This window comes from Sulfitobacter dubius (genome assembly GCF_900113435.1).
GTDB lineage: Bacteria > Pseudomonadota > Alphaproteobacteria > Rhodobacterales > Rhodobacteraceae > Sulfitobacter > Sulfitobacter dubius.
Window position 1 is genome coordinate 488,594 of sequence record NZ_FOPG01000002.1, and the last position, 13,416, is coordinate 502,009.

Annotated in this window: 13 protein-coding genes and 2 riboswitches; of the genes, 8 read left to right on the forward strand and 5 right to left on the reverse strand. The window is 62.0% G+C overall.

Annotated elements, in window-relative coordinates; genetic code table 11:
- Positions 1-21 precede the first annotated feature (21 nt).
- From pcaF to aroC, 4 genes are all read right to left on the reverse strand, one after another.
- Positions 22-1,227: a 3-oxoadipyl-CoA thiolase gene (gene pcaF / locus BM229_RS11075; RefSeq protein WP_093927698.1), complete on the reverse strand. Its 1,206-nt coding sequence runs from the start codon at positions 1,225-1,227 to the stop codon at positions 22-24.
- Between the two features lie 241 nt (positions 1,228-1,468).
- Positions 1,469-2,074 (reverse strand): cob(I)yrinic acid a,c-diamide adenosyltransferase, encoded by a 606-nt coding sequence (gene cobO / locus BM229_RS11080; RefSeq protein WP_093927699.1) that lies wholly within the window; start codon positions 2,072-2,074, stop codon positions 1,469-1,471.
- Positions 2,075-2,144: 70 nt separating this feature from the next.
- Positions 2,145-3,083: a DMT family transporter gene (locus tag BM229_RS11085; RefSeq protein WP_093927700.1), complete on the reverse strand. Its 939-nt coding sequence runs from the start codon at positions 3,081-3,083 to the stop codon at positions 2,145-2,147.
- Positions 3,084-3,093: 10 nt separating this feature from the next.
- The gene (gene aroC / locus BM229_RS11090; protein ID WP_093927701.1) at positions 3,094-4,203 is read right to left on the reverse strand and encodes a chorismate synthase; all 1,110 of its coding nucleotides are present in this window, start codon (positions 4,201-4,203) and stop codon (positions 3,094-3,096) included.
- 92 nt (positions 4,204-4,295) lie between these two features.
- Positions 4,296-4,396: riboswitch (TPP riboswitch) on the forward strand.
- A 34-nt stretch (positions 4,397-4,430) separates the two neighbouring features.
- Between aroC and thiB the strand changes: the two genes are divergently transcribed.
- Genes thiB through BM229_RS11105 form a run of 3 tightly spaced genes read left to right on the forward strand, consistent with a single transcriptional unit; the run spans position 4,431 to position 7,619 of the window.
- Positions 4,431-5,408, forward strand: coding sequence for a thiamine ABC transporter substrate binding subunit (gene thiB, locus BM229_RS11095; RefSeq protein WP_093927702.1), 978 nt, complete (start codon positions 4,431-4,433; stop codon positions 5,406-5,408).
- Positions 5,384-6,940, forward strand: a complete 1,557-nt coding sequence (locus BM229_RS11100) for a thiamine/thiamine pyrophosphate ABC transporter permease ThiP (protein WP_093927703.1) — start codon at positions 5,384-5,386, stop codon at positions 6,938-6,940. Before thiB ends, BM229_RS11100 begins: the two co-directional genes overlap by 25 nt.
- Complete coding sequence (locus BM229_RS11105) at positions 6,927-7,619, forward strand: thiamine ABC transporter ATP-binding protein (RefSeq protein ID WP_093927967.1); 693 nt, start codon at positions 6,927-6,929, stop codon at positions 7,617-7,619. Before BM229_RS11100 ends, BM229_RS11105 begins: the two co-directional genes overlap by 14 nt.
- Here the strand turns inward: BM229_RS11105 and BM229_RS11110 are convergent.
- Positions 7,616-8,098 (reverse strand): 6,7-dimethyl-8-ribityllumazine synthase, encoded by a 483-nt coding sequence (locus BM229_RS11110; protein ID WP_093927966.1) that lies wholly within the window; start codon positions 8,096-8,098, stop codon positions 7,616-7,618. The genes BM229_RS11105 and BM229_RS11110 overlap by 4 nt on opposite strands.
- 77 nt (positions 8,099-8,175) lie before the next feature.
- A riboswitch (FMN riboswitch) is annotated at positions 8,176-8,315 on the reverse strand.
- 58 nt (positions 8,316-8,373) lie between these two features.
- On the opposite strand from BM229_RS11110, the gene BM229_RS11115 reads away from it, so the two are divergent.
- From BM229_RS11115 to BM229_RS18425, 5 genes are all read left to right on the forward strand, one after another.
- Complete coding sequence (locus tag BM229_RS11115; RefSeq protein ID WP_093927704.1) at positions 8,374-8,988, forward strand: FMN-binding negative transcriptional regulator; 615 nt, start codon at positions 8,374-8,376, stop codon at positions 8,986-8,988.
- Positions 8,989-9,048: 60 nt separating this feature from the next.
- A complete protein-coding gene (locus tag BM229_RS11120; RefSeq protein ID WP_093927705.1) occupies positions 9,049-9,657 on the forward strand; it encodes a glutathione S-transferase in 609 nt (202 codons plus the stop codon).
- Between the two features lie 190 nt (positions 9,658-9,847).
- Positions 9,848-10,408, forward strand: a complete 561-nt coding sequence (gene petA / locus BM229_RS11125; protein WP_093927706.1) for a ubiquinol-cytochrome c reductase iron-sulfur subunit — start codon at positions 9,848-9,850, stop codon at positions 10,406-10,408.
- A gap of 15 nt (positions 10,409-10,423) precedes the next feature.
- On the forward strand, positions 10,424-11,767 hold the full coding sequence (gene petB / locus BM229_RS11130) for a cytochrome b (protein ID WP_093927707.1): 1,344 nt from the start codon (positions 10,424-10,426) through the stop codon (positions 11,765-11,767).
- 11 nt (positions 11,768-11,778) lie between these two features.
- On the forward strand, positions 11,779-13,224 hold the full coding sequence (locus tag BM229_RS18425) for a cytochrome c1 (RefSeq protein ID WP_276326636.1): 1,446 nt from the start codon (positions 11,779-11,781) through the stop codon (positions 13,222-13,224).
- Positions 13,225-13,416 lie beyond the last annotated feature (192 nt).

Sequence of the window (13,416 nt, forward strand, 5' to 3'; positions counted from 1 at the left end):
TTCCTTTCTCGGAAAGAAGCCTCAGCCTGCGTTTTCGAGGATCAGTGCCACGCCCTGACCCACGCCCACACACATTGTACATAGCGCGTATTTGCCGCCCGTCCGCTTGAGCTGCAGCGCCGCCGTCATCACGAGACGTGCACCAGACATGCCCAGCGGGTGGCCGATGGCGATGGCACCGCCATTGGCGTTCACATGGGGTGCGTCATCTGGCACGCCGAGCGCGCGCAGGGTAGCGAGGCCTTGGGAGGCGAAAGCCTCATTCAGTTCGATCACGTCCATCTGCTCAATGGTCAGGCCCGCACGGTCCAGCACCTTGCGCACCGCGGGGATCGGGCCGATGCCCATGACGCGCGGCTCGACACCTGCAGCGGACATTGCGACTACGCGGGCGATGGGGGTGAGGCCGTGATCTTTCACGCCTGCCTCAGAGGCCAGCAGCATCGCTGCCGCGCCATCGTTGACGCCCGAGGCATTGCCCGCGGTGACAGTCAGGTCAGCGCCATTGATGCCGCGCAGCTTGGCGAGTTTTTCCAGCGTGGAGCCGGGGCGGGGGTGCTCGTCACGGTCGACGATTACGTCGTCACCCTTGCGCTGTGGGATCGTGACGGGGGTGATTTCCTCGGCAAAGAGGCCCTTTTCATCCGCTTCGGCCCAGCGTTGCTGGCTGCGGGCGGCGAAAGCGTCTTGGTCTTCGCGCGACACATCATGGTCGGCGGCGACGTTGTCGGCGGTTTCGGGCATGGAATCCACGCCGAACTGCGCCTTCATCTTGGGGTTCACAAAGCGCCAGCCGATGGTGGTGTCATAGACGGCGTTATTGCGGGAAAAGGCGGTTTCCGCTTTCGGCATGACGAACGGGGCGCGCGACATGCTCTCGATGCCACCGGCGATGGCCAGATCCATGTCGCCGGCGCGGATCGCCCGGGCGGCGGCACCGACGGCATCCATGCCGCTGGCGCAGAGCCGGTTGATCGTGGCCCCCGGGACATCGACGGGCAGGCCTGCTAGCAGAGCGGCCATGCGGGCCACGTTGCGGTTGTCTTCGCCCGCTTGGTTGGCGCAGCCCATGATGACATCATCGACCCGCGCCCAGTCTACCGAGGGGTTGCGCTCCATCAGTGCCTTCAACGGGATCGCGGACAGATCGTCGGCGCGAACCGAAGAGAGGGCGCCGCCGTAACGGCCAATGGGGGTGCGCTGCGCGTCGCAGATGAATGCCTGCATGGGGGTACTCCTGTTGTTGCTACGCAATTTACACAGCAGGGCGATTCGGTTCAATCAAAATGTTACGGAATAGAACTGAGGCGTTGATTTTGGTAACATGTCGCGGTGCAGAGAGGCCATCGGCGGCAGAGACCCGCGCCGTATGGTGCGGTCATGTAACGCCGGATCGCGAGAGAATTAAAAAGGCCGCCCTTGGGTAAAGACAGCCTTTGGTATTTTCAGAAATGCAAAGCGTGGGGGCTTAGTAATCCACGCCGCGCTGCGCTTTGATGCCCGCTTTGAACGGATGTTTGACCTCTGACATCTCGGTCACCAGATCGGCATAGTCGCAAAGCTCGGGCCGGGCGTCGCGGCCTGTCAGCACGACGGCGGTGCGTTTTTCGCGGGCATCAAGCCCGGCGATCACGTCTTCGATCTTGAGGTATTCATAGCGGATGGCGATGTTGATCTCATCCATCACAACAAGGTCATACTCTCCGCTCGCCATCATTTCGCGTGCCTTGCCGAATGCAGCTTCGGCGGCGGCGATGTCGCGGTTGCGGTCTTGAGTGTCCCAAGTGAACCCTTCGCCCATCGTGTGCCATGTCACCTCATCGAGCTGTTCAAAGAACAGCCGTTCGCCGGTCTTCCATTTGCCCTTGATGAACTGCACCACACCGACGCGCTGTTTCCAGCCGAGCGCGCGTACAACGACCCCGAAAGCAGAGGAGGATTTGCCCTTGCCCGGTCCGGTATGGACCAGCACCAGCCCCTTGTCCGGGTCTTGCAGCTCGGCCACCTTGGCGCGCTGTTCGGCCTGACGCTGCTGCATCTTTTCCTTGTGGTCTTGCGGATCTGCGTCGCTCATCGGTCATCTCCTCTATCCGGTTTCGGGGCACCATAGGGAGAGGATTGGTCAGGCGAAAGCCCGCAATGAATCACGCCTTGGGATCGGTGACAGACCGCGCTTTGCCACGTTCCATCCCCAACTGCCGCTCGCGCCAGATGACCAATGCGCCCGCGCTGATCACCAGCGCCGCACCCGCCAGCATCATCATCGTCGGCAGTTCGGCAAAGAAGACATAGCCCAGCACGATGGCGAAAAGCATCGAGGTATAGTCATAGGGCGCCAGCATCGAGGCCGAGCCAAAGCGATAGGCCGAGGTGATCAGAATCTGCGCCACCCCGCCGATCAGCCCTGCCAACACCAGCAAGCCAAAGGTTTGTAGATCGGGCATTACCCAGCCAAAGGGCAGGGTGAAAAGCGCCAGGATCGACGCGGTGGCCGAGAAATAGAACACGATCGCGGCGGTGTCTTCGTTCTGCACCAATTGACGAATGTGGATCTGCACAAGGCTGCGCACCATTGTCGCCATCAGGATCAACAGTGCGCCAATGGTGGCCGTCTGCTCCATCGTGCCGATGTTGGTAAAACGCGGCCAAAGGATGATCATCACGCCCACCAGCCCCATCGCGACGGCGGTGACGCGGATTAGGCGGATCTGCTCGCCCAGCAACACGGCGGCAAGGATCACGGTGAAAATCGGTGTGGCAAAGCCGATGGCGGTGACCTCGGGCAGGGGCAGCAGGCCAAGGCCAGTGAAGGTCAGCCCCATCGCCGTGGTGCCGAACAGCCCGCGCCAGACATGGCCCATCGGGTTTTGCGTCTTCAGCCCGCTTTTCAATTTGCCGCGCTGCGCCAGCCAGATCAGGATCACCGGAATGGCAAAGAAAGAACGAAAGAAGACGGACTCGCCCGCTGGCACGTCGTCGGCCAGCGATTTGATGATGGCCGACATGCAGGTAAAGAGCAGGATCGCCGTGATCTTCAGCCCGACGCCAAGGGCGGGGCGGGCGGAGAAATCATCGACTTTCATGCTCTGGTCCTCATGCTTCGGGGCCGATCCGTCCGCGGTTGGTGCCGATCTGCCCGCGGTGCAGCAGCAAGTGATCCAGCAACACACAGGCCATCATCGCCTCGCCCACGGGCACCGCGCGGATGCCGACGCAAGGATCGTGGCGGCCCTTGGTGATGATCTCGGTCTCTTCACCCTGTTTGGTGATGGTGCGCCGTGTGGTCAGGATGCTTGAGGTTGGCTTCACAGCGAAACGCACCACGACATCCTGCCCGGTGCTGATCCCGCCCAAGATGCCGCCCGCATGGTTGGAGGAATACTCCGGCCCCTCTGGCCCCATGGTGATCTCATCCGCGTTCAGCTCTCCGGTCAGCATCGCGGCTGACATGCCTTCGCCGATTTCCACGCCTTTGACGGCATTGATGCTCATCATCGCGGCGGCCAAATCGGTGTCGAGCTTACCATAGACCGGCGCGCCGATGCCTGCAGGCACGCCGCGCGCGGTGACTTCGATGATCGCACCTACGCTGCTGCCGGACTTGCGCAGCCCGTCGAGATACGCGGCCCAGTCCTCAGCCGCCTTGGCATCGGGCACCCAAAACGGGTTCTGCTCGATCTGGTTCCAATCGAACGCATCCCGGTCGATTTTATGCGGACCCATCTGCACCATATAGCCGGTGATCTGCAGGTTCGGGGCTAGCGCCTTGATCGCTTCGCGCGCCAGTCCGCCCGCCGCCACCCGCGCCGCCGTTTCGCGCGCCGAGGAGCGGCCACCGCCGCGATAATCGCGGATGCCGTATTTCTGGAAATAGGTGATGTCGGCATGACCCGGGCGGAACTTGTCCTTGATATCCCCGTAGTCTTTCGAGCGTTGATCGGTGTTCTCGATCATCAGTTGGATCGGCGTGCCGGTGGTGACGCCCTCAAAGGTGCCAGAGAGAATCCGCACCTCATCGGCCTCACGCCGCTGCGTGGTGTATTTGTTCTGGCCGGGTTTGCGCTTGTCCAACCACTGCTGGATCATGCTCTCTTCAATCGGCACACCAGGGGGGCAGCCATCAATCGTAGCGCCAAGGGCGGGCCCGTGGCTCTCGCCCCATGTGGTGACCCGGTAAAGATGGCCAAAGCTGTTGATCGACATGGGCGGACCTCCTGTTGTCAAACCCTTAGCGGGGCCAGCGCCCTGCCTCAAGGGGATTTGCCTTGCCAATTGTGCAGGTCCGATCTACCCCTGACGCTACCTCGGGGGGCCTTTGGGCTGAGATGTACGCATGTGCGGACCCGTTGAACCTGAACCGGTTAACACCGGCGGAGGGAAGGTCAGGACAGACATCCACCTTTTACCTTTCGCCGCAAAAGGAGGATGCGATGAAGTATCTTACACTTGCTGCGGGCGTCTTGGGCGCATCGGCTGCATGGGCCGAAACGCCTGAACTGACGGTCTATACCTACGACAGTTTCGTCACCGAATGGGGCCCCGGCCCGGCCATCGAAGAGGGGTTCGAGGCTGAATGCGGTTGCGACCTGAAATTCGTCGGCATGGGCGATGGCGCGGCCCTTTTGGCGCGGTTGAAACTTGAGGGCGCGCGGTCGGACGCGGATATCGTGCTGGGGCTGGACACCAGCCTCGTCGCCGCCGCGAAAGAGACCGATCTGTTTGCGCCGAGCGGGTTGCAGGCTGACTATGATCTGCCGATCACTTGGGAAGACGAAGTTTTCGTGCCCTATGACTGGGGCTATTTCGCCTTTGTCCACGGCACCGATCTGGATGCGCCCGGCGATTTCAAAGCGCTGGCTGAGAGCGATCTGAAAATCGTGATCCAAGACCCGCGCTCTTCGACGCCCGGTTTGGGGCTGCTGATGTGGGTCAAAGCGGCTTATGGCGATGAGGCGCCCGAGGTTTGGGCGGGGCTGGCCGACAATGTCGTGACCGTGACAAAGGGTTGGTCGGAAGCCTATGGTCTGTTCCTCGAAGGCGAGGCCGATATGGTGCTGAGCTACACGACTTCCCCCGCCTACCACCTGATCGCGGAAGAGGATGACAGCAAGACTGCCGCGCTCTTTGACGAAGGCCACTACATGCAGATCGAAGTGGCGGGAAAGCTCGCAGGGTCGGATCAGCCGGAACTGGCGGATCAGTTCTTGCAATACCTCGTCTCTGATGTCGCGCAATCGGTGCTGCCGACGACCAACTGGATGTATCCCGCCGTGACACCCGAAGGCGGTCTGCCCGAAGGGTTCGAGGGCATGATCCAGCCCGGCAAGGCGCTGTTGGTGCCGAACGGTGAGGTCCCTGCGCTCCGTGAGGAGGCTTTGGACGAATGGCTGACCGCGCTGTCGCGTTAAGCGGCAAGACGGGGCTTTTCGCCGCCGCACTGGTCGCGGGGCTGATCCTTGCCGCCTTGGTCGCTGTCTTCACGGCAGCCGATCTGGGCGCAGGGCTCGGTCCGGCGGATTGGGCGGCGGTGCGGTTTACCGCGATGCAGGCGGTCTTGTCGGCAGTGCTCTCGGTGCTGCTGGCCGTGCCGGTGGCGCGGGCCTTGGCGCGGCGGCGGTTCTGGGGGCGCGGGGCGCTGATTACGCTACTCGGCGCGCCGTTTATTCTGCCGGTGATCGTGGCGGTGCTGGGGCTGCTGACGGTCTTTGGCCGCTCGGGCGTGCTGAACCAATTTGGTGCGGCTCTGGGCCTGCCGCCGGTGTCGATCTATGGGTTGCATGGCGTCGTTCTGGCCCATATTTTCTTTAATCTTCCGCTGGCAACACGGCTTTTGTTGCAAGGCTGGCAGAGCATCCCTTCTGAGCGGTTTCGACTGGCCGGTCAGCTGCAGATGACGCCGCGGGCGCTGTTTCTGGCGCTGGAATGGCCCATGCTGCGGCAGGTGCTGCCCGGCGTGGCGGCGTTGATCTTCGTGATTTGCCTGACCAGTTTCGCCGTAGCGCTGACGCTGGGCGGCGGGCCACGCGCGACGACGATTGAATTGGCGATCTATCAGGCATTTCGGTTTGACTTCGATCTGGGCCGCGCCGCGCTTCTGTCGGTGGTACAGCTTGTTCTGGCTGGCGCTGCAGCGGTTGTGGCACTCTGGCTGATCCCGCCGATCAGCCTGGGCGGCGGGTTGGACCGGCCCCTGCGCCGCTGGGATGCGCGGGGCGGGGGGCAACGGGTGTTGGACGGGGGCGTGATTACGGTTGCCGCACTGTTCTTGCTGCTGCCGCTGGGGGCTGTAGCGTTGCGCGGATTGGTAGGATTGGGGCAACTGCCGCCTTCGGTGTGGCAAGCTGCATTGAACAGCATTCTGGTGGCGGGCCTCAGCGTGATGGTACTTGCCGCACCGGCCTTGCCGATGGCGGGTTGGATCGCCACCCGGCGGCGCGGTGGGGTGGAGGCGATTGGCCTGATGGGGCTTGCGGCCTCTCCGCTGATGATCGGCACGGGCTGGTTCATTCTGATTAACCCGGTGCTGGATCCGGCGCGGCTGAGCCTTCCCGTTACGGCCCTCGTGAACGCGCTGATGGCGCTGCCCTTCGTGCTGCGCATTCTGGTGCCGCGGCTGCGTGAGACGTTGCAGGATTATGGCCCGCTGACGCAGACCCTCGGCATGAATGGTTGGGCGCTTTGGCGTCTGTTGGTCTTGCCGCGCTTACGTCCGCAACTGGGCTTTGCTGCCGGGCTCACGGGGGCGCTCTCGGTGGGGGATCTCGGCGTGATCGCGCTTTTCGCCGATCAGGAACGTGCGACACTGCCGTTGCAGATGTACCGTCTGATGGGCGCCTACCGGATGGAGGCCGCAGCAGGCGCGGCGCTGTTGCTGCTGGTCTTGGCGCTGGCGGTGTTTTTCATCTGCGACAAATGGGGGCGCTGGCATGCTGACGCTTGAAGGAATGCGCATTGAGCGGGGCGATTTCAGCCTCACGGCCGACATGACCCTCGCACCGGGGCGCAGCTATGCGGTGATCGGTCCCTCTGGGTCGGGAAAGTCGACGTTGCTGGCGGCGATCTGTGGGTTTGTGCCGGTGGCGGCGGGGCGGTTGTCGCGGGAGGGGGAGGAGGTCACGGATCAGCATCCCGGCCAGCGCGGCATGACGATGCTGTTTCAGGATAATAACCTGTTCCCACATCTTACTGTGCGTCAGAACGTCGGCCTTGGGCTGCGCCCTGACTTGCGGCTGAAAGCGGCGGATCAAGCGCGGATCGATGCCGCCCTCGCGCGGGTGGGGCTGAGCGATCACGCCGCCAAACGCCCCGGCGCGCTGTCGGGTGGGCAGCAAAGCCGCGTGGCGCTGGCGCGGGTGCTGGTGCAGGCGCGGCCTTGGGTGCTGCTGGATGAACCCTTTGCCGCGCTTGGCCCCGCGCTGCGGGTGGAGATGCTGGACCTTGTCCAAGACCTCGCCCGCGAGGCGGGGGCGGGATTGATCATGGTGACCCATGCGCCCGATGACGTGCGCCGCATTGCGGATGAGGTGATCTTTGTCGAAGGCGGGCGCGTCCATGCGCCGGGGCCGGCTACGGAATTGCTGGATAACCCGCCCCCGGCCCTGAGAGCCTATCTCGGCTAGGCGGCGGAAATTTTTGAAATTTCCGGGGCGTTTTCTTTTGAAGAAAACGTCTCAAGCGCTTGGGTCATGCCAAGGGCGGCCTGCGCGGCCTCGCGGCCCTTGGTGACGAAGTGGTCGCGGTAGATCGCGTTGTGATGATCCGTTTCCTGATAGTGGTGCGGGGTGAGCGAGACTGACAGCACTGGCAGGTCGCAGTCCAGCCCCACGCGCATCAGCCCATCGACCACGGTCTGCGCCACGAAGTCATGGCGGTAGATGCCACCATCCACAACAAAGGCCGCGCAGATCACTGCGTCGTAGCGGCCCGTCTTGGCCAGACGCTGCGCCATGAGCGGCAGTTCAAAGGCACCGGGAACGGCGAAACTGTCCACCTGCGCGGCGTCGATAACTTCGGTAAACCCGTCATAGGCGCGGTCGACAATATCCGCATGCCAGCTTGCACGCACAAAGGCGAAACGGGCGGAACGTTCTTGTGTCATGGTGATCTCCTTTAGGTTCAGACACGTCCACCCAAGGCGATCACGCGCAAAGACCGAGGCTTGGCCCCCGTCTTTGTTCGCATTCTCTTTCATCCGGACTGTGACCGTCGGCTCTGGAGTCGCACCAGATCTGCTGACACCTTCGAAAAGGCCGCTCGCGGGCTTGCGGGGACCGCTTACCGCCGGTGGGGAATTTCGCCCCGCCCTGAGAATGATGCTAGGTTGCCAAGTTGGGAAAGGCTCTGCAATACCAAAAGAAACGCATAGGAGGCAGCATGCACCCCAACCTGATCTACCGCAAAGAGGGCCGAGACAGGAACCTTGCCTTTGCCCGTGACACCGGCTTTGGCGTGCTGGCGATCAACGGGGCAGAGGGACCGCTGATGGCGCATGTGCCCTTCATTCTGAACGACGCCGGAGATTTGGCAGAGCTGCATCTGGTGCGCTCGAACCCCATCGCGCGGGCGCTGAAAACCCCGCAGCCGGTGCGTTTGGCGGTGACGGGGGCCGATAGCTATGTTTCGCCGGATTGGTACGGGATCAAGGATCAGGTGCCGACATGGAACTATGTGGCCGTGCATCTGACCGGGATGCTTGAGATGCGCCCGGCAGAGGAACTGCCCGATCTGCTGGCGCGGCAATCGGCGATCTATGAGGCACGGCTGGCGCCCAAGACCCCGTGGAAGATAGACAAGATGACCTCCGAGGCGCGGGACAAGATGCTGCGGATGATCGTGCCCTGCCAGATCCGCGTCACCGGGATCGACGGCACGTGGAAGCTGGGCCAGAACAAGGATGAGGCCGTGCGTTTGGCCGCGGCGGATCAGATGGCGGCACATGGATTCGGCACGGATCCGGCGGTGATGGCGGCCCTGATGCGCGGGGTGTGATCGCCGTTGCGTCTGGCTCTGCCCCGTTGAATAGTACGGTCAACCAAGGGGGGACTTCACGTGAAACTATTCTATTCTCCAACCTCGCCCTATGTCCGCAAGGTCATGGTGCTGCTGCATGAGACCGGCCAGCTTGATGATGTCGCGCTGGAGCCGACATCGGGCACACCATTGGCCCCGGCCGAGGGCCTTGCCGCGCGCAATCCGCTGACCAAAGTACCCGCGCTGGAGCGGCCAGACGGCTGCACGCTTTATGACAGCCGGGTGATCTGCGCCTATCTGGATGACCGCGCGGGGGCGGGGCTTTACCCCCAAGGTGCAAGCAGGTGGGACACTTTGACGCTGGAGGCCACGGCGGACGGCATGCTCGATGCAGCGCTCGCCATGGTCTACGAAGGCAAGCTGCGCCCCGAAGACAAGCGCATGTCGGAATGGGTCGAGGGCCAGTGGGGCAAGGTTGAGCGGGCCTGTAAAACGCTGAACAACCAATGGGCTCCGCATCTCGCGGGGCCTTTGGACATGGGGCAGATCGCGGTTGGCTGCGCCTTGGGTTATATCGATTTCCGCCATGGCGCGCGGGATTGGCGGGCCGGAAACCCCGATCTGGCAGCTTGGTTCGATGCCTTTGATTCGCGCCCTGCAATGACCCATACAGTGCCGCCGCAGTAATCGGGCCGTAATGATATTGCCACAATCGCGGTATTTTTGCCGCGTTGTGGCGCGGTTGATCCCAGATGCGCGGCTTTGACATCTGGACGGGCGCGGTCCATCCCGGTAGATAGCGGCGAGAAGTCAGGTGGCAAGGTGACGCCACCCCTATGTCTGACGGCCAGATTTGGCCAAGAATTGGAGTAAACCCGTGTCCCAAGCAGAAGAACACGCAGGCACCCGGAGGGATTTCCTGTATTACGCGACAGCCGGTACAGGTGCCGTCGCCGTTGGTGCCGCCGTCTGGCCGCTGGTCAACCAGATGAACCCCTCTGCCGATGTAAAGGCGCTGTCGTCCATTCGTGTGGATGTGTCCGGCGTTGAAGTCGGGACGCAGCTGACCGTGAAATGGCTGGGCAAGCCGGTGTTCATTCGCCGCCGCACAGAGGCCGAGATTGAAGAAGCAAACTCTGTAGACGTGTCCAGCCTGCCGGACCCTATCGCGCAGAACGCGAACCTTGGCGGCGACGTGCCTGCCACGGACGCCAACCGCGCTTTGGATGAAAACGGGGAGTGGCTGGTTCAAATGGGCGTCTGCACGCACCTTGGCTGCGTGCCTTTGGGTGATGCTGGCGACTTTGGCGGCTGGTTCTGCCCCTGCCACGGGTCGCATTACGATACCGCGGGCCGCATCCGTAAAGGGCCGGCGCCACGCAACTTGCCGGTGCCTGTCGCCGAATTCGTGGACGAGTCCACGATCAAACTGGGTTAAGGGAGCGGAAGAGAGATGTCTGGAATTCCTCACGACCATTACGAGCCGAATTCGAACGGCGAAAAGTGGCTGCACCGCCGCCTTCCCATCGTTGGCCTGTTGTACGACACATTGATGATCCCCACGCCCAAGAACCTGAACTGGATGTGGATCTGGGGCATCGTGCTGACTTTCTGTCTGGCACTGCAAATTATCACCGGCATCGTTCTGGTGATGCACTACACGCCGCATGTCGATCTGGCCTTTGCCTCGGTCGAGCACATCATGCGTGACGTGAACGGCGGCTATATGATCCGCTACCTGCATATGAACGGTGCGTCGCTGTTCTTTATCGCGGTTTATGCGCACATCTTCCGCGGTCTTTACTACGGCTCCTACAAAGCCCCACGTGAGATCACATGGATCATCGGCATGTTGATCTACTTGCTGATGATGGCCACCGGCTTCATGGGCTACGTGCTGCCTTGGGGTCAGATGTCCTTCTGGGGCGCGACCGTGATCACCGGCCTGTTTGGCGCGATCCCCTTCATCGGTGAGGGTCTTCAGACCTTCCTACTGGGTGGACCTGCGGTTGATAACGCGACGCTGAACCGCTTCTTCTCGCTGCACTATCTGCTGCCCTTCGTGATTGCGGGTCTTGTGGTTCTCCACATCTGGGCTTTCCACACGACCGGCAACAACAACCCCACCGGGGTCGAAGTGCGCCGCACCTCGAAAGAAGACGCCAAGAAAGATACGCTGCCGTTCTGGCCCTACTTCGTGATCAAGGACTTGTTCGCGCTGGCCGTTATCTTGACAGTGTTCTTCGCGGTTGTTGGCTTTATGCCGAACTATCTGGGCCACCCGGACAACTATATCGAAGCCAACGCTCTGGCGACGCCTGCACACATCGTGCCGGAATGGTACTTCCTGCCCTTCTACGCGATCCTGCGGGCCTTCACCTCCGAGGTTTGGGTTGTCCAAATCGCGTCCTTCGTGACCGGTGGCATCATCGACGCCAAGTTCTTCGGCGTGCTGGCGATGTTCGGGGCGATCGCGGTCATGGCGCTGGTGCCATGGCTCGACACCTCCTCCGTGCGTTCGGGCCGTTACCGTCCGATGTTCAAATGGTGGTTCGCCCTCCTGGTGATCGACTTCTTCGCCCTGATGTGGCTCGGCGCGATGCCCGCAGAAGAGCCCTATGCGAGCTTCTCACTAATCGCGTCGGCCTATTGGTTCGCCTACTTCCTCGTGATCCTGCCCCTCTTGGGCGTGATCGAGAAGCCGCTGGCGCAGCCTGAAACCATCGAAGCCGACTTTGACGCGCATTATGCGCCCAAGGCAGGCGGCACCAAGACGCTTGTGAACCCGGCGGAATAAGGATCATGACCATGATGAAGACCAACCTCCTTTCTGCCGTGGTAACGTTGGGCCTCGCCCTGCCGGGAACGGCAGTGCTGGCGCAGGACACAGCGACAGAAGAAGAACAGCTAACAACTCCGGCGGAAACGCCGGAGGCCGAGGCTGAGACTGCACCGGCTGAGGCACCAGCTGCCGAAGAAGCACCGGCGGAAGCCAAGGCGACTGAGGCTGAACCAGAAGTCGAAGCGGCCCCGGCAGACGAACCCGCAGCCGAGGAAGCGCCTGCTGAGGAACCCACCACCGCAGAGGCCCCCGCCGAGGAAGCGCCTGACGAGGAAGTGACACCTGAAGAGGCGCCAGCGGAAGAGGCTGCGAGCGAAGAAGCTCCTGCCGAGACCGTGGCGACTGAAGAAGCCCCTGCAGCTGACGAAGCTGTGACCGAAGAGGCACCTGCAGAAGAAGCTGCTGAAGAAGAAACAACTGAAGAAGCACCCGCTGAGGACGCGACAGAGGAAGTTTCCGAAGAAGATGCGGCAGAAGCGCCCGCCGAAGAGGTCGAAGCCACCGACGAAGTGCAATCGACTGCTGAGGAAAACGCCGAGAACGACGTAATCGCCGAAGATGATGTTGACGGCCAAGCGCATAGCGATGACCCCAACGTGGGTGTCATGGAAACTGATGATCACGGCGAAGAACACGCTGCCGACGATCACGCCGAAGAAGGCGAACACGGTGACGACGCGCATGATTCGCACGCCACACCGCATATCGACAACATCGACTTCTCTTTCGATGGGCCTTTCGGTGGCTATGACGTAAACCAGCTTCAGCGCGGTCTGCAGATCTACACCGAGGTTTGCGCGGCCTGCCATGGTCTGGAATATGTCGCGATGCGGACATTGGCGGACGAAAGCGGTCCGAACATGCCCGAAGATCAGGTGATCGAATACGCCAAAGGCTATGACGTCTATGACGCCGAGCTGGACGACACCCGCCCCGGCACCCCGGTTGATCACTTCCCCGGCTCCAACCTGCCCAACGCACCTGACCTTTCGCTGATGGCCAAGAAACGCGCCGCGTTCCACGGTCCTTACGGTCTGGGCATCAACCAGTTCCTGAAAGGGATCGGCGGGCCGGAGTATATCACCGCGCTGCTGACCGGTTATACTGGCGAAGAGAAAGAGCAGGCAGGCACCGTTCTTTATGAGAACACTGTCTTCCCCGGCGGCTGGATCGCCATGGCGCCCCCGCTGTCTGATGAGCTGGTCGAGTTTGCGGATGAGCATGCCAATGACGTTCAGCACATGGCCGAGGATGTCTCTGCCTTCCTGATGTGGACCGCCGAACCCAAGCTGGGCGCACGCAAGCAGGCTGGCTTTGCCGGGGTCGTGCTGTTGGGGCTGTTGTCGGTGCTGCTGTACCTGACCAACAAAAAGCTCTGGGCGCCGGTCAAGAACCGCCGCAAGGACGACTGATCGGGCCACGGCTTTTGGAAATGAGAAGGGCGTCGGGAAACCGGCGCCCTTTTTTTGGCCATGCGTAATGACGGCGGCCATTTGGCCTAAAACCTCTCGACAGGTTTCGCCCGGTGGCACACCGGGCATCGCCCTCCCTCCCCCCGGAGGGCGATTTGGCGAGGTTTCATGATGCGGAGTCGTTTCGAGTAC

Coding starts and splice junctions, on each gene's coding strand:
- BM229_RS11085 (WP_093927700.1), bottom strand. CDS start 3,083: ATGAAAGTCGATGATTTCTCCGCCCGCCCCGCCCTTGGCGTCGGGCTG.
- thiB (WP_093927702.1), top strand. CDS start 4,431: ATGAAGTATCTTACACTTGCTGCGGGCGTCTTGGGCGCATCGGCTGCA.
- BM229_RS11110 (WP_093927966.1), bottom strand. CDS start 8,098: ATGACACAAGAACGTTCCGCCCGTTTCGCCTTTGTGCGTGCAAGCTGG.
- pcaF (WP_093927698.1), bottom strand. CDS start 1,227: ATGCAGGCATTCATCTGCGACGCGCAGCGCACCCCCATTGGCCGTTAC.
- petB (WP_093927707.1), top strand. CDS start 10,424: ATGTCTGGAATTCCTCACGACCATTACGAGCCGAATTCGAACGGCGAA.
- aroC (WP_093927701.1), bottom strand. CDS start 4,203: ATGTCGATCAACAGCTTTGGCCATCTTTACCGGGTCACCACATGGGGC.
- BM229_RS11115 (WP_093927704.1), top strand. CDS start 8,374: ATGCACCCCAACCTGATCTACCGCAAAGAGGGCCGAGACAGGAACCTT.
- BM229_RS11105 (WP_093927967.1), top strand. CDS start 6,927: ATGCTGACGCTTGAAGGAATGCGCATTGAGCGGGGCGATTTCAGCCTC.
- cobO (WP_093927699.1), bottom strand. CDS start 2,074: ATGAGCGACGCAGATCCGCAAGACCACAAGGAAAAGATGCAGCAGCGT.
- BM229_RS11100 (WP_093927703.1), top strand. CDS start 5,384: ATGGCTGACCGCGCTGTCGCGTTAAGCGGCAAGACGGGGCTTTTCGCC.
- BM229_RS18425 (WP_276326636.1), top strand. CDS start 11,779: ATGATGAAGACCAACCTCCTTTCTGCCGTGGTAACGTTGGGCCTCGCC.